The organism is Caballeronia eucalypticola (assembly GCF_047608185.1).
Taxonomy (GTDB): Bacteria; Pseudomonadota; Gammaproteobacteria; order Burkholderiales; family Burkholderiaceae; genus Caballeronia.
Window position 1 is genome coordinate 69,405 of the sequence record NZ_JBLKRU010000023.1, and the last position, 25,014, is coordinate 94,418.

Consider the following 25,014-nt stretch of genomic DNA (forward strand, 5'->3'; position numbering starts at 1 on the left):
TCGTCCGCCGCCGGGTAACAATGAACCGGTCACGCACCACGTCGGCTCAACTGCATCCAACGTCGGGTAGCAAGCACGACAAAGTCCTCAGTACCACGCGGCCTCCACCGGGTGCAGCAACCGCCGTACGCATGAGCATAAGCGCGTACAAAAAGTACTTCACGTTTTTCCGTTTGTTTGCCAAGCGCATTGAATACAAGCCCAAGTGGGGCCTGAACATTACGCGTGAGAAGAACTAAAGCTTTTTCGTTCGCGGTGAATGGCGCACCGGGCCACCGCTCTTGCGCGGGCCTGCTGTCGGCTTCGCTCTGGGCTTCGCTGCCGGCGCCCGCCGCTTGGCATCGGCATGCGTCGGTGACAGCGCCAGTTGGTCTCGCTGCTCACGCGCCTGCGCCGCTTCACTGACATAACGCGCGTTCGCGGTGCGCAGCGCATCCAGATTACCCTCCAGCACTCCGACCTGCTGACGCAGATCGCCGAGTTGACCCTGCAGCTTCTGCACGTCATCCCGATGCCGGCTACTGCCCTGCTCCATTTTACGGGTCGCTGCATCCAGTTCCTTCTGCAAGCGGGCGGCCGCCTGCCGCTCGCGCTCGATTTCCAGCAGCGCCCGGATCTCGGCGGCTTTGAGCCGCTCCTGCGCCAGCACGTTGTCGGCACGCAACTTGTTCAGGTCCGAGCCGAAGTCGCGTCGGGCGGTCTCCAGTGCCTGCTGCAAGTGCTGCTCGCCCTGCTGCGCGAGCCGTAGCTGATCCTGCAGCGTCGACGCCGCGGCGACGGAGATTGCCAGCGCTTGGTCCAGTTGAGTGATGCGAGTCTGCGCGCCGTCCAGCGCGGCCGCACTGCCCGTCAGTTCCTGAAGTAACTGGTCCCGTTCGGCCTCAGCCCGAGTCTGCCGTGCCTGCGCGTCCACGACCGAGCGTTGCGCCTCGAGCTGCGCGGCGGCAAGTTGGTCTTGCGCCATACCGACCGCCCGCGTCCAGAGCGCGGCCGCCAGTTCCCCGGTCGCGAACTGCAGTTCCGCGGGCAGGTCGGGATGCTCGATACGCACCCGGCTCTTTTCCCGCAGGGTGGCCCAAAAGCGCGCCAGCGCCTCGGATGGCGCGTTCATGCTGCCCTTCTTCACCAGTTGATAGAGCCGGTTCGCGGTGGGCGTGATGCCGTGCCGGAAAAACAGCAGCACACAGACCTCGCGATACAGCTCCTGGGTGCGCGGAAACTGCACGCGCAGCTGGTCGATTTCCGTCTGCAGTTGGGGCTCCAGGACGGGCGAAGCTTCCATGGCGAGCATTTCCGGAGAATTGATGTGTTGATAATATAACGTACTACGCTAATTATCTTGAAATAGAAGATTGAATTTAGACATTATGACGATAATGTCGAGTAAACTGGTTCATTATGTGAATTGACTGGGTCCTACCCACCATGCCGCTTCCTGAGACCCTCCGCGTGTCTGACGGCGCACTCGCGCCACTCGAACAGCTATCTCTACCGTCTGACCTGGACGGTGGCCACGGCACGAATCGCGCGCTCGGCGCCCGGTCCCAAATTACGGCGCAAAACGACGTCGATGCCATCAAGGCGTGGCTCGCGCGCTTCGTGGACACGAAGGCGACCTTCGACACCTATCGCAAGGAGTCCGAACGCCTGCTACTGTGGTCGACCACCGAACTGCGCAAGCCGCTCTCTTCGCTCACGCACGAAGACCTGCTGTTCTACCGGCAGTTTCTGGCGAACCCGCAGCCGGCACCGCGCTGGGTCATGACCGGCCGCAAAGTGGCCCGCGCGGATCCGCACTGGCGGCCGTTCGCGGGGTCCCTCTCGCCCGCGAGCGAACGCCAGGCGATTGTGATTCTGAATACGCTGTTCGCCTGGCTGGTGAACGCGGGTTACCTGGCCGGCAATCCGCTGTCTTTGTCGCGCCAGCGGGCACGCAAGGCCAAGCCCCGCGTGACGCGCTTTCTCGAGGACGATCTCTGGCAGGCCGTCAAGACCTCGATCGACGCGATGCCGCGTGACACGGCCCGCGAGCAGGAGCACTACGCACGCGTGCGCTGGCTGATTTCGCTCTTGTATCTGATGGGATTGCGCATCTCAGAAGTCGTGAGCAACCCAATGGGCGGCTTTTTTAGGCGGCGGAACCGCGACGGCCAGGACCGCTGGTGGCTGGCGATTACCGGCAAGGGCGACAAGGAACGTTTGCTGCCGGCAACGACGGAACTGATGACAGAGCTCGCACGGTATCGCCGACACTACGATCTCGCTGCCCTTCCCTACAGCGGCGAAACGACCCCGCTGCTGTTGCCTATCGGCGGCGCCCATCGGACGCTGACCCGCGGTGGTGTGCATCTGATCATCAAGCAGGTGTTCGACAATGCCATCGGGCACTTGCAGTCCACGGGCGAAGCGCACGAACGCGCCGCAGAACGGTTGCGCCAGGCATCCGCCCATTGGCTGCGGCACACCGCGGGCTCACACATGATGGACGGCCAGGTTGACCTGCGATACGTGCGGGACAACCTGGGACATGAATCGATCTCGACCACCAGTCAATACCTGCATGCGGATGACGACGATCGACATCGGGCAACAGAGGCCGGACTGAGACTGAATTGGTAGCAAGATGACTATCCTGTCGTATCCCGTCAATCGCGTGCGCGAACTCTTGTCGCTCTCCCGTTAAAACACCTCTACACCATGGAAATTCTAGATTCGCTTCGACAGGCGCCCAGTGCTGAGCTATACCGCCTCTATCTTGCGATCGGAAAATTGCTTGATGACCCCCGACGTACTCTCGAAATACGTCAACGCCTGCATCTGGGGATGGCCGTCAAGTACATTGGCGACGATCCGCTTGGGCCGCCCGCACAAGGCACGATCGTTGAACTCCGGCAGACCCAGGCGGTGGTTCTAGACAGCACAACTCGACGCCGTTGGGGCATGCCCTACGCGGCGATCATTCCCGACACCGCGATTAGCCCGGACCTCGTCGAACCGGCATCACCACCGAGAACGCAGCGTGAAGAGTTCTTTATCGGCGACACAGTCGGCTTCACCGACAAGCACCTAAGCGAGCACGTCGGCATCATCGTTAGGCTGAATTCTAAAACTGCATCCATCGCCGTCAATGACAGCGAGGGTCACTGGCGTGTTTCCTACGCTTTACTGAGAAAAATCGTCGAGATCTAGCGCCTCGCACGAGGAGATGGGAGTTCGGCCAGAGCCGCCACTGAGATGATGACGTCGGTGGGGCGGTTGCAGATTGCTTTTGCCGGCGCACGGCATGCACGCGAGAGGAGGCTTCACCGCCTGCGAATGCGTGCTCCCGACCCACTGCGGCCCGTCGGTCCAACGCGACATCTAAGGCGGCTTTCAAGGTACAACGGCCGTTCGTCAACTCTTGTCGGGAGACGGGACTTCGGCCAAAGCTGTCGTTGGCTCATCGGTCAAGAGATGGCTGCAGCAAACTGCTGAGCGGCCGTTCGTTAGTTGATTGACTCGGACGCCCGCTGACCTGTGGCATCTTGACTTAGTCACGGAAGCAGGTTGTGAGATCAAAAGAGCAATACTGGCACGCTGATACTTCTTTCTATTGTATGCTTACCGCCTATTGATTCGGCCTTATAAGGCGCGAAATTCACGATCCGGCCAGATTGTGACAGCAGGGAAAGTTTACACGTTTAACTATAATCTAAAATATTAGCGATGGACGATAAAGCAGAAGTATCGGTACAGTTTGAAGAGCTTAAAAGACTAAATATAAAAACAAGGAATCAGGTACGAGCTATTCTTGCGGCCGAACTTGGGGTTTCAATAAATTTGCTCAACAGATTACGTGCCAAAAGTCCGACACGCGAACTTTTGCAAATTGATAGGGTACTTCGCAATCCAGTCGTTCGGACCGGTCCGATAGTTCCACAACTTTTCCCGGACGAACCGCAAACATCCGAAGCTTATTTTCGCTTGGAACGGCTTCCGCTTGGGCAGCAGTTAGCAATAGTCGACGGCCTAGTAAAAGAGAATTTCACAAAGTTGCAGCGGCTTGCCCGCAATTTGCGTTCGATTGGCGATGACGTGATCGCTGGCGAACTCCGGGAAGCCTCAAAGCGTGTGCAGACGGTTTTTGAAGAGTTCGGTTACAGCCATGCGCTTCTGCGCAAAGCAGTTCTCATCCGAACGTTACTTGGCGACGAGGAGTCGCCGGAAGTCGAGGCGTTGCTTGTACGCGCAGGATTAGACCGCAACAATGTAATTGTCACTTCGCTAATTCATTGTTACGCGGAAGAGCAGGATTTATTGAATCTGAAAAAATCGATTCTGAATCTGGCTCGACGTGGTCGGTCCAACCAATTCACAAGGGATATCTGTCGGCTCCCATTCCATCCGTTGGCGAAAGACTCGGATGATCTGGTTGAGCTAGTTCAGAGCTGCCTTCAGTCGTCGTTGTACGATGCAGTTATGGTAACGAAAGTCAACGTTGATCTTGTGACCCAAGCTTCACCGATTTCAAGTTCGCTTTTCTCAATTTTTGCAAAAGTCGACGAAGAGGGTCCAGCCATTGACGCCATAGCATCGATGTACAACGCTAATGACTCTGAAGGCGAGGTCAATTTTTACAAACATTCGAGTGCATGGTTGGAAAATAACGAGATAGTTCGGTATCGACTTCTGCAAGACCATTTTTACGATGCGCCTGAATCATCTTATTTTGAAATAACGGATAACTTGGTCGCACGAATTCAGAACTGGGCAAAACCGACGAAGCTGGGAGAACTTGTCGATCTCGATGATTTGACTTTGCATCAATTTTTTCGCCTCAAAGGCCTAGAAAAATCTGGACCAATCACTCGGTCGTCGTTATTCAATTTTTGCATACATACGACAAGCGGTTATGATCAAATAAGCGAGAAGGACTTAATGGCGTTGATGGGCATAACCCGTGATCTGGATAAGACGATTAATGTCAAATATGCTCGCGCCTTGACCAAACTGGCGGACACAAAGCTTTCTAAATTGATTTTCTCGCTATTAATTGCGAGGAAAAGTAAGAGCGAGCGTGACGACCATCTCCTGCGCCGGATTCTTCAGGAACTCGCACACGACGGCTATAACGGAAACCTTGTAGCTTTACTCAACGCCCTAAGCGATCGGTCGGTTGCAATTGCGACTTATCTATACGAGACTTGTACCGAGGACTTTATAGCAAAGCTCTTTCACATCGTTAAAACCTCCTCAGATATAACGGAAACCCGTGCAGCGTTGCATAAGTGGATGGGTGGGTTTACGAAGGATCAGGCATACATTGATCGTGCGCGTACATTGCTAATCGATCACCAACTAAACAAAGTTCGTAATGAGATTGACGATAATCGCATATACGTTGACTCCGCACGCTTCTCGCAGTGGATAAACGACGAGATTACCCGTGACTTGAACGTTATCCTCACGGCTCTTGAACACCGGAATGCTCTTGGTCATGGCGATGATCCGCAATTGGTGGTGATCGTAGAGCGCTGTTATTTAAGTTTTTGCTCGAATACGATTTTTGGCATTGCTTCTTATCTGGGGCGGAGAATTCGCCATGGTACGTTCAAGGGCCATCTATATTCTACGGTCATCGCGTTGGAAAGAGATCCGAGGTATTCTACTCTGTTTTTACAAAGTGGATTTTCAGCGATATGGGGCCGCTGGAAGGCGGAGTACGAGGAAAAAATTATCGCGATAATCCGTGACAGATTGCACATCGAGTCACCTGGAAAGCGAGATGCTCTTTTGAAGCCGGGATTAAATAATTCGGCAAAACAGGAGATAGCATTGCTTTGTGCGAAATATATCGCTAAAGATTTCCTGGAAGCTAAAGCAGCAAAAGCGCAGTCTGCCGCCACTCAGATTTTTACTGAGTATTGCTGGCGTCTGGCCGAATATGATTTAAAGAACGTCAACATTTACATAAAAAATAGAAAATCCGACCTCGTTAACGGTGACCTGCTCGCGGAGCTCAGAAATTCTGCTTATTCCACGAATCTTGCGAAAGATTTCTGCAAGGATCTGCTTCGGACAATTGATGAGAAGCTGATAGCAATGTACACATGGTTCAAAAGACCGGCCAACGTGTCGCCGCGTGCATCGCTCCAATTGTTATACAAAGCCGTCGTAGCGGAAGTTCAAGACACGTATCCCGAATTCGAAACTTCGACTGATTTCGATGCGGCAGATGAAATTGACATTGTCGGCGGCGTCTACCACGTTCTTTATGATTCGCTATATGTCATCGTATTTAATGCCGCCAAACACGGAAAAGAGAAACAAGATATCGATCGCGAGTTTTTCTTCGCCATTGGTTCCGATGGCCAAAGCAGGCAGGTTACCGTAAAAATTTCCTCAGTTATTCGCGATGATCAGACTGAAGAATATGTGATTTCGCGGCTTGCGGTTAACGAAGACGACGATCTGGCGGACGCACAGATTTCGGAGACACGTAGTGGAATCCGCAAGCTCTATCACCTTGAGAAAACCAACAAGGGGTTCTTCATCGAGTCGGTCAAATGCGAAAATCGGAAGGTCACCGTAACCATGGCATTGCAGCTTGATTTTTTGGACATTGGGGGTTGAATATGCCAAAAATATTAATTGTAGAAGATGATCAGTTCAAGATGGATAATTTGATCGCTTTGGTCACAACCGTACTTCCGACGGTGCAGTTGGCGCAAGCGTCAGATGTTTCAACTGCTATTTCCGCGGTTAACCGCGAGCGATTTGATTTGTTAATTGTAGACATGGCACTCCCCAGTCACCCGGTTATTCCTGGTGGAGGTTCACCGATGTCATTATTAACCGGCGGATTAGAAATTTTGCTTGAACTTTCTGCGCTCGAACGAAATGACGACTGCATAGTTGTTACTCAATATCCTGAAATCGAAATCGCTGGCAGATTTTTTCCAGTCAATCGAGCGACGTTGGCAATAGAAGAGCATATAGGGTATTCCGGTGTCACTTGTCTTGAGTATTCAGAAGAGTCGGCTGAGTGGAAAAATGAATTTTTGGAAATGTTGAAAAAATATGAAAATACTTCTTCTTGAAGACGACCTGGGTAAAAAGGAATCAGTCGAGGCGGCACTGCTTTCGGTCGATAAAGAGATCTACGTGGAGTGTGTAGACAATTTTATGGACTTTCTCAAGCTTGTAGAACGAAACGTCTATGATCTGATAATCGCAGATTTGGTTGTTTTGCGGTCGCCCAGAGAGAGCGAGCCCGTGGATATGACAACGCAGATTATTGATGCGACACGCGATCATAGCAACCATAATTTTAGGACCCCTGTAATTGCCTTGACAAGATTCGATACTAAAGCAGAGGACAGTTTCAAAGATCTTAATTCCAAAGATATCACTGTCATTACGTTTGATGAAAGCGATCATAAGTGGAAGGAAAGTCTCGCGTACAAAGTCTCTTCTTGCATCCCTGCGCCCGAATATGATGTGGTGATTGTCTGCGCCTTGAAAAAGGAAGCGGATGCGTTTGCAACTGCTGGGTACATTGTTGGCGAAACTAAAGTTGTCGGTGGGCTATTGTCCCGCACGCTGCAGATACGCACTTATAGTTGCATCATCGTTACCGCGCCTCGGATGGGCCTGGTCAGTTGTGCAGTGACTACGACCCGTGCTATTGAACTCTTCAAGCCCAAGCTCGTCTGCATGAGTGGAATTTGTGGTGGCATCAAAGGTAAGTCAAAGATTTACGACGTGGTCATTCCAGAGACCTGCCATCAAAATGATGCCGGCAAGTGGGAGGACGGTGTATTGAAACCGGAGGTCTACAGCGTTCCTATGGATCATGCGTTTGCGCTGAAGCTGGATCACCTCGTCAGTCAGGAAAATTTTCCTGACCTGGTCGCGCAAGGTCTGAAGGTGCAAAAGTCCGAGCTTCCTGAGGAATCAGAGGAGCTGGATTTTGACATTTTCCTCGCACCAGCATCGAGTGGCAGCGCGGTCCTCGCCGACGCCAAAATTGTTCAATCTATCTCCGGGCAACAGCGCAAATTATCGGCGTTCGAGATGGAGTCCTTTGCGCTGTATGAGTCTGCAAGGCTCTCCCCCTTGAAGCCGCTTTATTTCAGTGCGAAAGCGGTCGTAGACGATGGAAGCACCAGCAAAGGCGACGCTTATCATCGCGTTGCGTGCATCCTATCGGCGAAGGTAGTGTACGAATGTATCGCGGCGGGCCTGTTTGTGAACTGAGTATGCCAAGTTTCCTCGCGGGCGTCACACCAAGGATCGCAAGTCGCTTGACCGCTATTGGACCGGCAGGCAACTCCCACCTCGACGACGGCGCATTTAGATAACTGCTTGCAGCACCGCTAGCGCTATTTCCTGCTCTTGAATCGACTGTTTTCATTCGGCTTCTGTAGCTGGCGTATTCAACCTTCGTCAGATAGTTGAACTATAGCGGACGCTGGCGTCATAATCGGCCAACGTCGGCTAAGGCCGATGATTTGCCGAACATGATCGTCAATGGAAGGTCCGTTAACTGAGTGGAACCGACGTTTGAGTGACCTTGTTCGCGCGAGGGCGAACGTCAGCAGTTCGCCACGAATTGCCCGAAGTCTGGCTCGCACTACAAGGCGGCAAGGGCCCTCAACCGAAAATCTCATCTAGCCAATCCAACACACGTCGGTTCACCAGTGAGCGGTTGCGCATCTCGCAATGCTCGCCGGCACCCTCGTCGCTGGTGAAGCGAACCAAAGTCTTGGGACAACGTAATGCGTCGAAGAAATGCTGTGTCCCTGAAGCGAGGGTATCGTCCTCAGCCAGCGTGAACAGCGTCGGGCAGTGAATGTCTTCGATACGCCCATCCATCGTGTAGCGTTCGACCGAAGCGAGGTAATCGCGCAGCGTTGCGACGCCATTCACCCAGAAGCCGCGCTTCGCCACGCTCCAGCGCAGCTTCGATCGTTCGCCACGACCTGCTCCAGACGTTCCATCAGCGCCGTAGGCATTTCACTAAGGTGCGCCGCCTCGTCACGACTTGCACCGAGGTTCATCGCGTATGCCCGGAATCCGTCCGCCACCGACTGCAGCGCGGGGTCCGCGACACAGGCCGCAAGACGATGCTCGCCGGACGCGGCACGCGGCGCCAGATAACCGCCCAGACTCCAACCGCACAACGCAATCCTTCTTGGGTCGACGTTCGGCAACGTGTGGGCAAAATCCACAACGGCCTTGATCACCGTTTCCCAGTCCGGTCTAAGCGGCATACCCTGTTTAATCAAGGTGGTGCCCTGGCCGGGACCATCGAAGATCAACGCGTGATAGCCCCGTCGAGATGCCGCGACGGCGGAGGCAAAGAACAGATCGGTGATGGTGCCGTCGTAGCCATTGTTGAAGATCAGCAGTGGCCGAATTTCGTCGGCGCGGCCTTGCGCGGGTATCACGTAGGTAAGTAGCGAGACTCCTTCGAACCGAATATGTTGCGGCGCAATGCTCTCTTCGCTCAACGCCAGCCCGCGCTCGAACGCGGCAATCTGTTTTTGCGAACCAGCAATTACACGCGGATCGACCGGCTGTCCGAACAACGGATGGAACGACTTACCGTAAAAGCACGCGGCCCTCAGGAAACTCTCGCGCGCGCTCGCCCAATGTCCCGCGGCTTCGGCGCGTTGTCCATGCTCCATCATCCGGTCCGCGGCTGCGGTCCACGCATCATGAAAGGCCGTGTCGTCCCCGCCGCCGACGGCCTGCGCGATAGCTTCGATTTCTCCGCAGTCAGCGCCGCCGTATGGAATGTAGCCAAGCGGCCATGTTCCGAGTTGATCGTGAAGCGCATCCTTGAAGATCGCAACCATGTTTCGCTCCTTTCGGTCTCCCTGACTTAACGACAGATTGGTTTTGCAAGAGTCGGGCATCTAGCCTGTGGCGTCAACTGCCCTTCGTGGCCGGCGACTGCCTCATGCTAACGGCATACGTCGCCAGAACCTCGCACGCGGGCACGATCGGCAGTACACGACCCGCAGCGGACTGATAGCCTTCCCGATTGCGGCGATTCGGCCTAGCGTTTTGCCGACTGCTGGCGGCAGCAGTCGGAACAGGATTCAAGCTACGCTAGGGCAACGCACTTGGTCATCGGCACGCAAGCCAATTCCAGTCCGCGCGACGTTCGGTACGTCGAAATCGAATCCCCCAACCAACCACAATAACGATAAAACGGTGCCGCGTTCAGCGTGGCATCGAGACAAGTCCGTGATCGCGAGCCAACGCTTCGAGTGACTGCAGCATCTTGCGTCCAATACCGCGCCCCATGTGAGACGGCCGGACGAAGATGGCGTCTACTTGCCCGTTTGCGACGGTACGCATCCCTGTGCCAACGACCAACCCTTCATCGACGGCCACGTAGAAATCGCGTTCGACGACGCCGGCCCATTTGTTGGTCGGCGAGCCAACAACCCACGCTGACAAGGAAGCTTCGGGATAAAATTTAGCGCAGGCAGCAAGGACCGGAGCCTTGCGGATATCCCACGTATCGAGCACATCGCCACTACTAGCTTTCCTTATCGTCAGTATGCCGCGCTCCTCGGCGCGATCGGCAAGAGCGGCTCAAATTAGCCAGTCAGAGACCCCAGCATTAAACTCTTTTGCATATTGAAAAAATCGGCGCGGGTGCTCAGGGTGCTTTCGCTTCCGCGCGCTGCTTAACCGCGTTATTCATCGCGTTAAAGTTCCGCTGAGTTTCCACGATTACGTCTTCCGTCAACCGTCCGACGAGCAATCCAGAGAAAGACTCCGTTTGCTCTAGACGCGTCCCGTCGGCCACCGCCGTGAGCTGGATGCAATGCGTACCGTCGAAGATGCCGCGAATCCATACACTGCCACGCCAGCAAAGGTCTTGTTCAGGATGAACGAGCAGAACAGTCGGCTTGAATACCATCGAATCCGGTCCAGTGCCTAGCGTAATTCGGATCGTTGCTCCTTCCCTGAAGTCGCCGTCGACCCGAGTAATGAAAGGATTCCAATTACGATACGCAGCGCCGTTCGAAACGACTTTCCAGACATCTGAAGGCGGCCGATTAATAAGAACGTCAGCATCCGCGCTGCTGTTTTTATGCAGAACAAAAAGGGCGCCAATTACGACGACAACACTAACAACCATGCCTTTTAGCAGCAATCTCCGTACGCTCATATTCGCCCCGCAGTTGGTTGCAAGTGCACAGGTGCATTCTTAAAAACGCAGATTGTCGGCGAGCTACCCAACGATGTCGAATGTGGCCGCTGCCGGCCAATGCGTCTTTCAAAGACGACCGGGAACGACCGGCCGCAGCGATACTTGCGATCAAATCGCTCTGGTAAGCGCAGTGCATCTCCCTTCTATAAGAGCCAGAATGTGCCGCGCATCGATCGTGGGGCAAGATGCAGTGCAAACCAACACTTAGGCGGGTGAGTCAGATCTCGGGACCTCAGAGCGATGCATTCGGGCGAATGACGCTTCATAGCTTGCAAACTACCCTCCGCGGATGACCCACACATGCCAGCTATTTAGTAAAACTCCACAGCTTTCGTCCGATGCTTGCCTTATTAAATCAATGCAAGTTTACGCCCGGACGATCGATCATGAATAACGGACGCCGCGCTATGGCCGCGTGCTGGCAGTTTCTTTATCGTAGCCGCCTGCCCCTCTCGCTACCGGATTAACGCGGATCGCTCTCACCCCCTCCCTTCTCGAGTCACTATGTATAACTACCTAAAGCAATGCGCTTGTGCATTGCTCACCACCACGCTACTGCTCTCACTATGCATTCTCAATGGATGTGGAAGTTCAAGCGCCTCCACCAATGCGACCATTGTCCTTGTACACGGCGCGTGGGCAGATGGCTCGAGCTGGTCATCAGTCGTTTCGATTCTGCAAAAACGCGGTCTGAAGGTGGTGGCGGTACAGTTGCCGCGAACCTCCCTACCAGACGATGCCGCCGTCGTCACTCAGGCTATCGACGCACAAAGCGGTCCCGTCATTCTCGTCGGTCACTCCTATGGTGGTGCGGTTATCTCGCAAGCTGGCAATGACGCGAAAGTTGCGGCGCTGGTCTACGTGTCTGCCTTCGCCCCGGCGGATAGCCAGTCGATTAACGACCTGACAAGTCCGTTTCCCAAGCCCACGTGGGAGAGCGGTCTCATCGTCAATTCAGCAGGCTACCTTACCCTGTCAACCGACACGTATCTGAATAGCTTCGCACCGGACGTCCCAAAGGATACCGCCGCCGTGCTGTCCGCCACACAAGGGCCACTCTTCGCGCACTGTCTCGATGACAAAGTCACAGTGGCCGCGTGGAAATCTAAGCCGTCGTGGTGGGTATATGGGGATCAGGACCAAATCATTCCACCGCAATTGCAGCAAGCAGAAGCGCAGACATTACACGCTCAACTTACGGTGATCCCAGGAGCCAGCCACCTTGCCCTGGTGACACAGCCAAATGCGGTCGCAAACGTCATCATCGACGCGGCGAGCAAGACGGGTAATCTTTAAATACGGGATAAACCTTCGGGCTCTGAGGCAAATGAACAGCTAGACAGCTTGTCGGAAAACAGGCGTTCGATGAGCACAGCTTGAACAGCGGTCAGGTCGGAATCGCCTCGTTCCACAGTATTCAAGCATCGAATGTGAAAGCGTCCTATACTTCATTTATTGAAGCCACTGCATTTGCAAACCGAGTTTTTTTCATCCTTTAGCCGGAGATATCCGGGAAACAACTCTTGTCCATGTGCTTACATGCACCCTTGTGATTGCACCAGGTCGCTCGGCGTTTGCAGGTGAAGCGCGGCGAGGACGCCAGTCTGATGTATCGACGCGCCAACCGACTTGTGCCCCCCAGAGCACAATTGACGCGCAACAACTGCCCCCTTGTTGACGCCCAGCGTCCAAACCTGGGTCATGAGTTAGAGAAGCTTTCACATACAGTGTCTGCCCGCCGGTAATCGCGGACTACAAATCATCTGAAGGACTGAACTCCCCGGGTATTACCCACATTATGGAAAAGGAACATCAGTCAACAGCGTCGGCAAGCGAGATCGAAGGAGAAGTTGATGGAAAAGATTGAAAGGTCCTTGCGTTTCATGGTTGAAAAATGGCTTGTGATGGCTCCTGCAATGTCGGTTCGAGTAAAACGGGGGCATCGTGCCCGCTCGAATCCAAGGGGCTACGTATGCGTCGAAGCACTCCAATCGGCGAACAAGTTTGCTATCTATTTCTTCCGTCATGCCGACGGTAGCTGGTGTGTATTCCCGCCCGATCTCGACCGCCCGGCGATGGGTATTCATTGATGTGCGGCGCGATTGAACATCTGCAGGCTTGACCCAAGGACGCTGCGCGTACGACCGAGCTGGGGTTGCTTTGTTCGACGAATGAAACCCTGAACCGCGTGAGTGTGAGCAAGATCTGGACTATTGATATTTCCGTAAAACATGACAACCAATTGGAGCCCGGCGCGTTATATCTTCAATGAACTGTTTGGGGGTATGAGGCATGGTCAAGAGGCTATCGGACGAGGCGACAAAGAAACGATTGCGTGCAGCGCGACTGCTGCTCAAGGGGAAAAAGCCTGCCGAAGTCGCACTCGAAGTGGGGGTGGCCCGGCAAACCGTGTACACGTGGAAGGCCTTGCTCGATGAAGGCGGGATCGAAGCGTTGCGTAGCGTGCCATCGAGGGGCCGTCCTGCCAGACTGGACGAGTCCCAGTTGGAAGGTTTGCGCCGAGCCATTCTGCAAAAACCTACCGAGCACGGCTTTGGTACAGAGCTTTGGACGCTCAAGCGTGTGGGAGTGCTTATCGAACGGCTGTACGACGTCAAGTTCGGCCAAACGCAAATCTGGCGAATCCTGGGCGCCTTGGGCTTTAGCGTGCAAAAGCCTGAGAAGCGGGCCATCGAGCGCGACGAAGATGCAGTGCGCAGTTGGAAACGCAGTACGTGGCCGGCTCTCAAAAAAAAGCCCGTCGAGAAGGTCGACTGATTGTCTTTGTAGACGAGTCCGGAATCAGCGAGCGCCCTACGCGCGTGCGCACCTGGGCGCTCAAGGGTCAGACGCCGGTCATCCAGTTTCACTTCAACTGGAATCACGTCTCGGTGATCGCCGGACTCACGCGCACCAACTGTTTGTTCAGATTGCACGAGGGCAGCATCCGCAAGGAAGAGATCGTCGAATTTCTCAAAGCACTCAAGGCCCATCTCAAGCAACCTCTGCTGGTAATCTGGGATGGTTTGAAGGCGCATCGCAGCCGCTTGGTGCGCGACTATCTCGATGCACTGAACGGGCACATCCAAATCGCCTTTCTTCCTCCCTATGCCCCGGACCTCAATCCGGTCGAATATCTGTGGGCGTGGCTCAAGCGACATGGGCTGGCCAACTACTGTCCTAACGATCTGAGCGAGTTGCAGTTCACCGCGCGCAACAAACTCAAGAGCGCTCAAAAGCGACCCTCGATCATTGCAGCGTGCTGGATGCAGGCTACGCTCTGGTAATGTCATGAATTATGGAAGTCTCAATAGTGGAGTTTGTAGACAACGTCCAGATCTTTAACAAACCCCAATCAAGAAATTCAGAGCGGCAGTTCGCGGATCGGCACACCGTCAAGCCAAGCTTGGATCGCTTCCACGATCTGCGGATAGGCGGTACGGTAAGTGTTCTCCGTCACGTAGCCAATATGAGGAGTCGCCAACACGTTGGGCAGGTACCGGTACGGATGTCCAGGCGCCAGCGGTTCTTCATCGAACACATCGAGTGCCGCACCGGCAATGAGGCGCGCCTTCAACGCTTCGATCAACGCCGCTTCCGAGACGATGGGGCCGCGTGACGTATTGACCAGAAATGCGCCTCGCTTCATCAGCGCCAGTTCGCGCTCGCCGACGATCCCGTAGGTGCGCTCGCCAAGTTTTAGGTGAACCGAGAGCACATCCGCATCGCGAAACAACTGATCCTTGTCCACGCGTTCGACGCCGTGCTCGACGGCCTGATCGGCGGTAAGGTTTTGGCTCCAGGCGATTACGCGCATCCCGAATGCCTGCCCCAGACGTGCGACCGCCTGCCCGATTTTGCCGAGTCCCAGCAAACCGAGCGTCTTGCCAGCTACGTCAACACCGAGACCCACCTGCCAACCGCCAGCACGCACCGAAGTTGCTTCTGCATGCAGGTTACGTGTAATGGCAAGGATCAACGCCCAGGTGAGTGCCGGGGTGGCGGCGGCGTCACCACCAGTAGTGCCTGAAACGACGATCTGTTTCTTGCGGGCGGCGTCAAGATCGATCGCCGCGTTCCACATGCCGACCGTTACGATCAACTTGAGTCGCGGCAGGCGCGCTAGCAGTGCAGCGTCCACGCGGGTGCGCTCGCGCATTAGTACTATCACGTCGAATGACCCAAGGCGCGCCGCGAGCGATTCGAGATCACCGTCGTGATCATGAAAGAAAACCACTTGTGCCCGGGACGACAAGGTGCCCCAGTCAGCCATAGAACGAGCGATTTGCTGATAGTCGTCGAGTACCGCGATGTTCGCGAAGGCGGAATGCACCATGTATTGGGTTCCTATCGTTAGTGAGAATAACGGCGTTGCCGAAGAAAGCACGCTCGGCAACGTGGTGCCACGTAACAAGAGTACGCTCGAACGAAGAACACTGCTTCGATAACCGGCACCGGTCGGGCAAGGTGATAGCTCGCGCCGTCCAAGATCCGTCGCAAACGTCGCCGCAACGGAACAAGTCGTCGATATCAACGCCGATATCGAGGGAAGATGTGCACCGTCGCTATCTTCGAAGAGCCCAATACTGTTCGGCCGCACCCTGCCCTGCGCTCAGAAAGCTCTGCATAGATTGCGGATTCGATTCTCCGTTTTGCGAAACGGCATAAGAATCAATCACCTTGTCGAAAACAGTGCTTCCGCTAGCCTGATCGGCAGCTACGCCCTGGACGAACTCACTCATGGACAGAGTTCCGTCTTTGGAAACGTCGAAACTTTGAAAGAGCGCCTGGGCTGCATCCGTCGCCATTCCTGCGCGTTTCATCAAATTGACGAATTCGCTCCCGGTTAGCTTGTTGTCGTTATCTGTATCTGCTTGGACGAAAAGCTGCGGAGCCCAAGCAACGGCAAGTGGCGTCGCAACGAGTGTCTCGGACAGCTCCGTCACGACGCTCGATCGGCCGTTGCTCAGAGTAACCACCGTGGACGATGACGATGAGCCAGATGTGGATGAACTATTTGATCCAGGATCTGAAGCAGCAAGCTGAGATTTCGCTGCACTGGTATTGGAGTCCGCATTGAAGCCGGGTGAGTTGCCTAAGGCCGAGATAGACACAGGATTTTCCTTTGGAGAGCAACGTTGACTACTTTCTTCGAGAGCGTCCGGAAGGATACTCAAATTGTCTATCGTCATAACTAACGCATACTTTAGGCAGCATCGAATAATATTGAAATGCGTTCTGATCTTTCACGCGACGGCCAGAGGCGAACTCCTTCAGTTGGCACGGGAAAGCGCCATACGCCCCATTGTTTCTTGTCCGCCACACAACACGAACACTCACGCTTTGACCGTCCTAACATCCATGTAGCTTCAACATTAAAAGTATATTTTTATTGACATTTTACACTTTTGTGCTTCACTTTATGAAGTTAAATATGACAGGACACCACATCGGCTAACTTCGGCATGATCTTTGATTTATTCGTGATCACCGGTTCGCGTCATTCCATTCGCGTAACAAAGATTAATAGATTTTAACTCGACCCTCTCTCAAATCTGTATCAAGCTTTGCCAGAGGTGAATGGTAACGAGGTTCGTAGCACAGTATTACCCTGCTCGACGAAGCATTTTCACAACCGAGCATCCGAAATTTTCGACTCGCCCTAACCAGAGCGCTTTTCACAAGCTTTGCCAAGTAATCGACAAAACGGCGGAGGAGCCGCTTCCTTCGCAGCTGCACGATGGTCGACGCGGACTCGACAGCGGACCAACTTTCCTCGCAAGGTTCTAGTCAAGGTTTATTTTCGACAAGCTGCCCATGGGTTTCGTTACCTGATAGCTGCACAGAGAATAAGCGGCGTGATTCGCAAGCGCCCTATTGAACCGGATCATCATTTCAACCGAACTCGATAAGCACCGTAAACCGCTTATTGATTACTCAATTCATTCAGGAGAGAAACATGCGTGCGCTAGATGGAAAAGTAGCGGTTGTCACCGGCGGCAGCAGCGGGATTGGCTTCGCCACAGCGGAGCGATTTGTCAAAGAAGGCGCCTACGTTTTCATTACCGGAAGACGTCAGAAAGAAATCGATCAAGCGGCTAGTACCTTGGGCGATAACGCAAGAGCGATTCAGGGGGACGTCTCCAGTCTCGAGGATCTCGACCGTCTCTTCCAGACAATCCGACGGGAGAAGGGACGTATCGACGTATTGGTGGCCAATTCGGGAATCATGGACCCCACGCCGCTGGTCGACGTAACTGTCAGCCATTTCGATGCAATCTTTGATGTCAATGCGAAGGGGGTGCTGTTCACAGTCCAGAAGGCGTTGCCCTTGATGCCCCCGGGTAGTTCTATCGTATTGATATCGTCTGTTGTCTCGGGCAAAGGCCTTCCGGGTTACGGGACATACAGTGCAACCAAGGCGTCGGTGCGATCGTTCGCGCGCACTTGGACAAGAGAACTTAAAGACCGCCGCATACGCGTTAATTCTCTTAGTCCGGGACCGGTCGATACCGCAATGATCGATGCGCGAGCGGTGAGCTCAGATGCAGCGGCTCAGTTGAGAGCCGGGTTCGCTTCCCTGATCCCGCTTGGCCGCATGGGTAGAGCCGAAGAAATTGCTGCGGCAGCGCTTTTCCTCGCGTCTGATGAAAGTAGCTTCATCGCTGGTATTGACCTATGTGTTGATGGAGGAATGGCTCAGGTATAGCGGCTCCTCAAAGGGATTGGCGACGGTACGCTGCTCCGATCACCGGGTCGGACGCGTTCCTTGATCAACCGGACTTGTGACATAGGGCGTGGCCTCCGCAATCAGTCGCGTCGCCGCAGTGACTAACTCACGTTCAAGATTAAATGAGTTTGTCATTGTCCCGGTCACATATGCTCCCTCGATGAGCAAAACAATCTGCCCCGCCACCAGATCAGGTTCATACGTTCCCAGCTTAATCAGAATATTTTGTATCCGGCGCCGAATTTCCTGCTTGTGGGCCCGTGCGATAGGTCGCCCGGGATGGCTATGATCAGGAAATTCTGTTGAAAAGTTCAGAAAAGGACAGCCGCGATAACCAGGCTGACCAATTCGTCTAGCAGTACCTGAGAGCACCGAAATCAGCAATTCACGCTGGTCGTCACCATTGCGTTCTTGCAACTCCTCCCACCAAGTCCAATAGTGCCTGTCTTCCTCGGTCATCACAGCAACGACCAACTCGTCTTTGGAAGCGAACGCACGATAAAGGCTAGTCTTGGAAACGCCCGACTCTTTGGCTACTGCGTCGACCCCAACCGCACGGATACCTTGCTGATAGAACAATGCGGAAGCCGCAACGATCAGCCGCTGGCGTGCGCTCGATTTAGCTTTCGTCGACGTGTGCGGCAGAGTCACCATTTCATCCTCAAGTGCCCGATAGCCTCTGGATTAGCCAGGCACCGGAGAAAAGTGCCGCAGGGTCTTACTGATTCTCAACACCATAACTGCAGCAAGCACGCACATGGCTCCGGAGATCATTGTGGCGACCGTATAGGTTCCTAAACTTGCTCTCAATGCGCCTGCGCCGAGTGCGGCGAAGGCCGCGCCCAGTTGATGCGCTGCGACGACCCAACCGAAAACAATGGGAGCAGAGTCCTTACCGAACGCATCCGTGACTAGTCGCATGGTAGGCGGCACCGTCGCGACCCAGTCCAAACCGTAGAAGATAGCGAAAACAGGAAGCCCAAAGAAGTCAATCCCGAAAGCTTGTGGCAAGAACACGAGAGAGAGTCCGCGCAAACTGTAATACCAGAACAGTAGGTAGCGAGCGTTGAACCTGTCCGATAACCAGCCGGACATCGTTGTTCCAAAAAGATCGAAAACGCCAATGATTGCGAGAACACTAGCACCCTTGACTTCGCTCAAACCATGATCGGCGCACATCGCAATTAAATGTGTGCCGATAAACCCGTTCGTAGTTGCCCCGCATATGAAAAAGCTCCCCGACAAAAGCCAGAAGTCCGATTTCTTGCTCGCGACCTTCAACATGCTGAAGGCTACGGCAACAGGATTACGTGCAGTTAGAGCAGCGGGCGGCGGTGCGTCGGCGGACTCCCCAAATGGGCGCAAGCCGAGGCTCGCAGGCCTCTCAGGCAGGAACTTGGCGACCAAGGGGATTACAAGCAATGTAGAAACGGCGATAACCAATACCACCGGCCGCCAACCAAAACGCTCGGCAATTGCGGCAAGTGCGGGGAGAAACACGAGTTGCCCTGTCGCTGAACTTGCCGTGAGAATCCCCATCGCAAGGCCTCGATGAGTGGAGAACCATCGGGTCACTACTGTCGCCGCAAGGGTCATTGCCCCTACCCCAGTCGCCCCGCCGACCAGCACACCCCATATCAGTACCATCTCCCACGGCTTAGTCATAAGCGCGGACAGGCCAACTCCGCCAGATAAAACTGCGAGCGCAACAAGCAGCGTTCGGCGCACACCAAAGCGCTGCATTGCAGCTGCCGCAAATGGTCCCGTCAAACCGTAGAGAGCAAGGTTGATAGAAATCGCCAACGAGATAGTTGCACGACTCCAGCCGAACTCCTTCTCTAGCGGAAGCATCATGACGCTCGGCGTCGCGCGTGTTCCGGCGGCCGCAAGCAGCACCAGGAACGCGACACCGAGCGCAATCCATCCATAGTGCAAGCGGCCAGAAAGCCGCCGTGTTACCCAGTTCATCGATCGCTCCACGTTTACGCCAATATTCCGCTGCCTCGCAGTCTTTGTATTGTACCTTCACTTTTAAAAGGTAGTATCCTATTCGTCATGAACGATTCAAGGGAACGTTATGGTCACGCACATGTGTCGACGGGAACCTGAGGAATTCTTATGATTTACGCTTGACCACCCTTCTTTTCAAAGTTAGTTTTACGGAAAGCCGACCCTCCTCCACGTCTAGCGCGCTTGTAATGCACGTTTGCAAATGGCGTTACTGTGGAGGTCAGATTGTTACCTACCCTTCCTATTCCTGGACGATGCAATGACCGCTTCCCATTATTCAGCCGAAGATTCCGCCATCCTTCTTGTAGATCCGTATAACGATTTCCTGGCTGCCGAGGGCAAACTTTGGCCGCTAGTGAAGGAGATCGCAGAGCAAGTCAATCTGCTCGATCACCTACGTGACATCATGGGCGCTGCTCGAAAAGCTGGGCTCAAGGTTTTCTTTGTGCCCCATCACCGCGCCGAGCCGACTGACTATCAAGGATGGAAGCACGTCAACAGTCAACAAGCTGCCGCCGGCAAGGGACAGGTATTCGCTAAAGGAACGTGGGGAGGCGAATTCCATGACGACTTTAAGCCACAACCGGGCGATGTAGTTATCAAAGAGCATTGGGCACAGAGTGGATTTGCGAACACGGATTTAGACCAGCAACTCAAGCAATACGGTATTCAGAAGTTGATTTTGATTGGCATGCTAGCCAATAGCTGCATAGAGTCAACAGCACGTTGGGGGATGGAGCTGGGTTACCACGTCACGTTGGTGACTGATGCAACCGCCGCGTTTGGACATGACGAGATGCATACAGCGCATAAGGTCAGTGGGCCGCTATACGCCCACGCCATGCATACAACGGCCGAACTGACCCAGGCACTGGCGCCGGCCTGATCCAATCCACAAGAGTGCTTGACGTGGTGAATCGCTACTGAGCGTGGCTTCCTTTACGTACCGCTCACTTCTTTTCACGCTTTGAAGTAAGCAGCGTATCGAATTGTCAACTGCAATCCGCGGGCACAATCATAGTTTCCGTCGCACAGGCGGTACGTCCCGCGAAGATCGATTGCGCGTTCAAGCCATAATTTCGATCTAACTGAGAGCATAGAAAAATGAGTGCCTATATCGTATTTACCCGGGACAGAACGTTTGACGAGGCTGAACTGAGCACGTACAACGCCATGGTCGCGCCGACGCTTGGCACTTTTGGAATGAAGTCTCGGGTGGTTTATGGTCAACACAAGGTACTCGAAGGAGCAGAGATCGAGGGTATGGTGATCATCGAGTTCCCGACGATTGAAGACGCAACCGCGTGGTATGAAAGCACGGCCTACCAGGAGGCGCGCGCGCATCGATTTAAGGGCGCCGAGTATCGGTGCGTGCTTGTACAGGGCGTTTAGTCCATACACATGACAGACGTAACCGTTCACGCGGATGTACGGCAAATTGAGACGGTACTATTTCTGCTGCTCGTGTTCGTTGTCGCGTTCGGGACGCTGGCTCGGCGACTTCGGATGGCATACCCGATCATCCTTGTTATTGCCGGGCTGGCTGTCAGCTTTGTACCCGGCCTGCCGAAGATCAGCCTCAACCCCGACATAGTGTTCCTCGCAATCCTCCCGCCTCTTTTGTTTCACGCGGCCTGGCAGACATCGTGGCGTGAATTTCATTACAACCTTGCGAGCATCCTGATGCTTGCTTTCGGCTTGGTCGGTTTTACCGTGCTCGGCGTGGGGCTCGCAAGCGGGACGATTTTCAGCCTTCTGACTTGGCAATCGGGGATTGTGCTTGGCGCCATAGTCGCACCTACCGACGCTATAGCAGCCACCTCTATCGCTCGTCGCGTCGGATTGCCTGAACGAGTCACACACGTTCTTGAAGGCGAAAGCCTTGTAAATGACGCTACCGGACTGCTAGCGCTCGAATTCGGCATTGCATTAGTCGTCAGTGGACATTCACCCACGTGGGACGCAGGCCTTTGGAGAATGACGTGGCTTATCACCGGAGGAATCGGGATTGGCGTTGTTGTAGGCTGGTTGGTGCATCGATTTGAACTGCTTATCGACGACGGACCGATAGAGATGACCGTCATTCTTATCACTCCGTTCGCCGCTTACTTTGCCGCTGTAGAAGCGCATGCGTCCGGCGTGCTAGCGGTAGTGGCGTGCGGGCTCTATCTGGGCCGACACAGTTCGGAATTCTATTCGCCTGGGGTTCGTCTTCAGGCGTCCGCGTTGTGGACTGCACTCGACTTTATTTTGAACGGGCTGGTTTTCATACTGATTGGTCTTCAACTTCCCGTCGTTCTAGCTGGGCTACATAAATATAGTTTTAAATTTTTGCTTCTGTACGCGAGTAGCTTCAGCGCACTAGTCATCATTTTGCGCATAATGTGGGTTTATCCTGGCGCGTACGCAGCCTACTGGATCCGCATACGCATCTTGAAGCAAAACGAAACGTTGCCTTCAAAAAAGGCACTGTTCGTTGTTGGATGGACAGGCATGCGAGGCGTAGTGTCCCTCGCGGCTGCGCTCTCGCTCCCCGAGACGATGGCTAACGGGCAAGCTTTTACCAATCGAAATTTGATCGTCTTCCTTACGTTCAGTGTAATTCTTGTCACTTTGGTCCTGCAGGGGCTAAGCCTGCCACCGCTGATTCGCGCACTCGGGCTCGTAAGAAAATCAGAACAAGACTTCGAGGAAGAAGAGGCCAGGCGGCTAATGATCGAGGCGGCCATTGCGTATATTCGCGATACGCAGTCGAACGAAAATTCTGATGATCCTCATCTCGCTCGCATGTTCGACACCCTTCTGGAGCATCATCGGGAACGGCTCAAAATCTTGCAGCACAAACACGAAAAAAACGCTTGGTCCGACGGATTCACCCGCTATACCAGGATCTCGCACGAACTGCTTCGCATCGAGCGTCAGACGGCGTTGACTCTCCGTAGCGACGGGCGGATAAATGACGTCGTGCTGCGTCGACTGGAACGCGAACTTGATCTAAGTGAGACAAGAATTAACGCCACGTGACATTAAGCGGAGTCAATCGACATGGACAGTCACAGCACCGATTAGAGACGCTGTGGCCAACGCTCCCGGCTAACCAATACTTAATTTAAGTGTTATGCCGGGAGCGGAGGTCTGAGAATATCTAAACTGTTATTACAGGATTCTCGCCGAACAAGGCGTGATTGAACTGAAGCGCGTACTCAGATGCCGATTGCTGGTTCTGACCAGTGATGAGCTTGCCGTCTACGACAACCCGAACACCTTGCGGCCCGACGTGAACGAAGTCGATGCCCGCTTTTTCCATCGCCGGCTGCGGATAGACGGGGACGAACTGCGCTCCATACAATGCCTCTGCCTCTATGTCCTCTTTAAGTGTGAAACCGGTCGCCGTCCGTCCCGCAACCCGACCCGGGTTATTGGCTAATGCTATCGAACCATGACAGATGGTGCCGATGAGCTTACCTGTCGCCCAAAAGTGCTCGAGGATTCTTGCCATCTGATCATTTGGAAACAGATCTTCGGCCGCGCCGGTCCCCCCCGCAACATGAATTGCATCGTAGTCCTCTGGATTAACGGTCTCGAGAGGGATAGTGGTTTCAAGCCGGGCAACAAGCGCCTTATCCGAGAGGAAACCCTTGCTGGGAAGGTCGTTTGCTTCGAACGAGCCGTCTGTAAATGGGTCGCTAAGCCGATCCCATACAATTGTCCCACCCGAGGGGCTAGCAAAATGAATTTCGCTGCCGCGTTCTGAAAGATGCCAGTACGGGCGTACGACCTCAGCGAGCCACGTGCCCCGCTTTGAGCTGGTAATGACAAAAAGAATTTTCATTTTTACTTCCAGGGATAGGGAAAAGAGGTCAGCCTAAGTACTGGATAAAGGCCGACCTGCCGAGTAACGCCGTCAATCTACTGCTTGTTACTTCAATAATTGACGTGTAAAAAAATTTACTGCTTCGCATGAAGCTTGTCCCGCAAGGCGGAGCAGGCTTGCATCAGCGCGGCCCGCGATGGCGATGTCTGCGCCAAATCATCGAGGCTAATGAAATCGTGAATGGTGCCCAGGTAGCGGGTGGCGGTGACTTCTACGCCTGCTTGCATGAGTTTTTTTGCATAGTGCTCACCCTGATCTCGAACCAAATCATTCTCAGCGGTGATCACAAGGGCTGCTGGGAGATCTTCCAACTCGGTGAAGTTGGCATTCAGGGGCAATGCGTTGAGATCGGTCTGTGACTCAGGCGGAAACTGCATGTCGACAAGACCTTGCATTGTTTTAGCTGTTATCCATGGACCGTTCTGAAACTCGTGATACGAGTTGCTGTCCATACTCGCCGACATCACCGGATAGAACATTACCTGGAGCGCTATGGCCGGCCCGCGCCTGCGCTTAGCGAGAATGGCGACGGCCGCCGCCATGTTTCCGCCTGCGCCATCCCCCACTATTGCCAGAGATTCCGGACTAAGCCCTAAAGCACCAGCATTCGCCGCAACGTGCGTCATTGCCGCATATGCTTCTTCGTTCTGAAGGGGAAACATCGCTTCCGGCGCCCGCGTGTACTCTACGAATACCACGGCGACATTCGATGTGATCGCAATCTCGCGGATTAGCCTGTCATAGGTATGACGATCCCCGGCGATCCATCCGCCACCGTGAAAGTAGATAACGACCGGCAGGGGCTGCATGGCGGTAGCAGGACGCACGATGCGCACGGCCACTGACCCGTTCGGACCGGTGGGTAGAAGCAAGTCTTCCACGCTCACCGCAAAATCGCGTTTGCTCTTGCCCTGCAGTCTTGCCAGTGCTTCACGTGTGGCGGCCGGGTCCTGTCGATAAAAAGACTTGTCCCCAGAGTCCGCCTGGGCATCGAGAAAGCTCTGCACATCGGCGTCAAGAATTGGGTGCGCCGAAGACGGCGACAATAGAGAATGCGTGCTGCCAGAATGTACAAACGGTTCCGCGTCGTGCGTCGTCATGGTGTTTTGTGTGAGCTTACGTGGACCGGCGATAATCATTCGCTAGGCGACCGCCGCTAAAAGCCAATGCTGCTGCCCAGTGAAA

General features: G+C 54.2%; 23 protein-coding genes and 1 pseudogene. 13 read left to right on the forward strand and 11 right to left on the reverse strand.

The window, feature by feature from the left end; translation table 11 throughout:
* Positions 1–20 precede the first annotated feature (20 nt).
* The gene (locus tag ACMX25_RS24430; RefSeq protein WP_414952624.1) at positions 21–239 is read left to right on the forward strand and encodes a hypothetical protein; all 219 of its coding nucleotides are present in this window, start codon (positions 21–23) and stop codon (positions 237–239) included.
* On the opposite strand, the gene ACMX25_RS24435 is transcribed toward ACMX25_RS24430, so the two are convergent.
* The gene (locus ACMX25_RS24435; protein ID WP_414952625.1) at positions 236–1,282 is read right to left on the reverse strand and encodes a DNA-binding protein; all 1,047 of its coding nucleotides are present in this window, start codon (positions 1,280–1,282) and stop codon (positions 236–238) included. The genes ACMX25_RS24430 and ACMX25_RS24435 overlap by 4 nt on opposite strands.
* A 143-nt stretch (positions 1,283–1,425) precedes the next feature.
* On the opposite strand from ACMX25_RS24435, the gene ACMX25_RS24440 reads away from it, so the two are divergent.
* From ACMX25_RS24440 to ACMX25_RS24460, 5 genes are all read left to right on the forward strand, one after another.
* A complete protein-coding gene (locus tag ACMX25_RS24440) occupies positions 1,426–2,619 on the forward strand; it encodes a tyrosine-type recombinase/integrase (RefSeq protein ID WP_414952626.1) in 1,194 nt (397 codons plus the stop codon).
* Between the two features lie 78 nt (positions 2,620–2,697).
* Entirely contained in the window at positions 2,698–3,189 is a 492-nt protein-coding gene (locus tag ACMX25_RS24445; RefSeq protein WP_414952627.1) for a hypothetical protein, read from the forward strand.
* A 516-nt stretch (positions 3,190–3,705) separates the two neighbouring features.
* On the forward strand, positions 3,706–6,612 hold the full coding sequence (locus tag ACMX25_RS24450) for a hypothetical protein (RefSeq protein ID WP_414952628.1): 2,907 nt from the start codon (positions 3,706–3,708) through the stop codon (positions 6,610–6,612).
* A gap of 2 nt (positions 6,613–6,614) precedes the next feature.
* Positions 6,615–7,079 carry a response regulator gene (locus ACMX25_RS24455; protein ID WP_414952629.1) on the forward strand — a complete coding sequence of 155 codons (465 nt, stop codon included), beginning with the start codon at positions 6,615–6,617 and terminating at the stop codon, positions 7,077–7,079.
* Entirely contained in the window at positions 7,060–8,238 is a 1,179-nt protein-coding gene (locus ACMX25_RS24460; protein ID WP_414952630.1) for a phosphorylase family protein, read from the forward strand. The genes ACMX25_RS24455 and ACMX25_RS24460 overlap by 20 nt, the downstream gene beginning before the upstream one ends.
* Before the next feature lie 396 nt (positions 8,239–8,634).
* Here the strand turns inward: ACMX25_RS24460 and ACMX25_RS24465 are convergent, their stop codons facing one another.
* The 4 genes and pseudogenes from ACMX25_RS24465 to ACMX25_RS24480 form a co-directional block, all read right to left on the reverse strand.
* Entirely contained in the window at positions 8,635–8,931 is a 297-nt protein-coding gene (locus ACMX25_RS24465; RefSeq protein ID WP_414952631.1) for a hypothetical protein, read from the reverse strand.
* Positions 8,907–9,842, reverse strand: a complete 936-nt coding sequence (locus ACMX25_RS24470) for an alpha/beta hydrolase family protein (RefSeq protein WP_414952632.1) — start codon at positions 9,840–9,842, stop codon at positions 8,907–8,909. Before ACMX25_RS24470 ends, ACMX25_RS24465 begins: the two co-directional genes overlap by 25 nt.
* 251 nt (positions 9,843–10,093) lie before the next feature.
* Positions 10,094–10,557, reverse strand: a pseudogene (locus ACMX25_RS24475) (GNAT family N-acetyltransferase).
* Between the two features lie 100 nt (positions 10,558–10,657).
* On the reverse strand, positions 10,658–11,173 hold the full coding sequence (locus ACMX25_RS24480) for an SRPBCC family protein (RefSeq protein WP_414952633.1): 516 nt from the start codon (positions 11,171–11,173) through the stop codon (positions 10,658–10,660).
* Between the two features lie 546 nt (positions 11,174–11,719).
* On the opposite strand from ACMX25_RS24480, the gene ACMX25_RS24485 reads away from it, so the two are divergent.
* The 3 genes from ACMX25_RS24485 (at position 11,720) to ACMX25_RS24495 (ending at position 14,502) form a co-directional block, all read left to right on the forward strand.
* Positions 11,720–12,511 (forward strand): alpha/beta fold hydrolase, encoded by a 792-nt coding sequence (locus tag ACMX25_RS24485; protein ID WP_414952634.1) that lies wholly within the window; start codon positions 11,720–11,722, stop codon positions 12,509–12,511.
* A 557-nt stretch (positions 12,512–13,068) separates the two neighbouring features.
* The gene (locus tag ACMX25_RS24490; protein WP_414952635.1) at positions 13,069–13,305 is read left to right on the forward strand and encodes a hypothetical protein; all 237 of its coding nucleotides are present in this window, start codon (positions 13,069–13,071) and stop codon (positions 13,303–13,305) included.
* Between the two features lie 202 nt (positions 13,306–13,507).
* A protein-coding gene (locus ACMX25_RS24495; protein WP_414952636.1) for an IS630 family transposase occupies positions 13,508–14,502 on the forward strand; the annotation gives its coding sequence in 2 pieces (ribosomal slippage) (positions 13,508–13,973 and positions 13,973–14,502; 996 coding nt in all).
* 77 nt (positions 14,503–14,579) lie between these two features.
* Here ACMX25_RS24495 and ACMX25_RS24500 read toward each other — a convergent pair.
* Positions 14,580–15,551 (reverse strand): D-2-hydroxyacid dehydrogenase family protein, encoded by a 972-nt coding sequence (locus tag ACMX25_RS24500; RefSeq protein ID WP_414952637.1) that lies wholly within the window; start codon positions 15,549–15,551, stop codon positions 14,580–14,582.
* 229 nt (positions 15,552–15,780) lie between these two features.
* Positions 15,781–16,407 (reverse strand): EF-hand domain-containing protein, encoded by a 627-nt coding sequence (locus tag ACMX25_RS24505; protein WP_414952638.1) that lies wholly within the window; start codon positions 16,405–16,407, stop codon positions 15,781–15,783.
* Between the two features lie 767 nt (positions 16,408–17,174).
* Between ACMX25_RS24505 and ACMX25_RS24510 the strand changes: the two genes are divergently transcribed.
* On the forward strand, positions 17,175–17,924 hold the full coding sequence (locus ACMX25_RS24510) for an SDR family NAD(P)-dependent oxidoreductase (RefSeq protein ID WP_414952639.1): 750 nt from the start codon (positions 17,175–17,177) through the stop codon (positions 17,922–17,924).
* A 39-nt stretch (positions 17,925–17,963) separates the two neighbouring features.
* Here the strand turns inward: ACMX25_RS24510 and ACMX25_RS24515 are convergent, their stop codons facing one another.
* Together ACMX25_RS24515 and ACMX25_RS24520 are read right to left on the reverse strand one after the other, a co-directional pair.
* Positions 17,964–18,599: a TetR/AcrR family transcriptional regulator gene (locus tag ACMX25_RS24515; protein WP_414952640.1), complete on the reverse strand. Its 636-nt coding sequence runs from the start codon at positions 18,597–18,599 to the stop codon at positions 17,964–17,966.
* 30 nt (positions 18,600–18,629) lie between these two features.
* Positions 18,630–19,913 (reverse strand): MFS transporter, encoded by a 1,284-nt coding sequence (locus tag ACMX25_RS24520; RefSeq protein WP_414952641.1) that lies wholly within the window; start codon positions 19,911–19,913, stop codon positions 18,630–18,632.
* A gap of 301 nt (positions 19,914–20,214) precedes the next feature.
* On the opposite strand from ACMX25_RS24520, the gene ACMX25_RS24525 reads away from it, so the two are divergent.
* The 3 genes from ACMX25_RS24525 to ACMX25_RS24535 all read left to right on the forward strand — a co-directional run bounded on the left by ACMX25_RS24525 (position 20,215) and on the right by ACMX25_RS24535 (position 22,979).
* Positions 20,215–20,841 (forward strand): cysteine hydrolase family protein, encoded by a 627-nt coding sequence (locus ACMX25_RS24525; protein ID WP_414952642.1) that lies wholly within the window; start codon positions 20,215–20,217, stop codon positions 20,839–20,841.
* 218 nt (positions 20,842–21,059) lie between these two features.
* Positions 21,060–21,347 (forward strand): DUF1330 domain-containing protein, encoded by a 288-nt coding sequence (locus ACMX25_RS24530; RefSeq protein WP_414952643.1) that lies wholly within the window; start codon positions 21,060–21,062, stop codon positions 21,345–21,347.
* Between the two features lie 9 nt (positions 21,348–21,356).
* Positions 21,357–22,979 (forward strand): Na+/H+ antiporter, encoded by a 1,623-nt coding sequence (locus tag ACMX25_RS24535; RefSeq protein ID WP_414952644.1) that lies wholly within the window; start codon positions 21,357–21,359, stop codon positions 22,977–22,979.
* A 121-nt stretch (positions 22,980–23,100) separates the two neighbouring features.
* Here ACMX25_RS24535 and ACMX25_RS24540 read toward each other — a convergent pair whose 3' ends face one another.
* On the reverse strand, positions 23,101–23,787 hold the full coding sequence (locus ACMX25_RS24540; protein WP_414952645.1) for a type 1 glutamine amidotransferase domain-containing protein: 687 nt from the start codon (positions 23,785–23,787) through the stop codon (positions 23,101–23,103).
* A 116-nt stretch (positions 23,788–23,903) separates the two neighbouring features.
* Positions 23,904–24,929 (reverse strand): alpha/beta hydrolase, encoded by a 1,026-nt coding sequence (locus ACMX25_RS24545; protein ID WP_414952646.1) that lies wholly within the window; start codon positions 24,927–24,929, stop codon positions 23,904–23,906.
* Positions 24,930–25,014 lie beyond the last annotated feature (85 nt).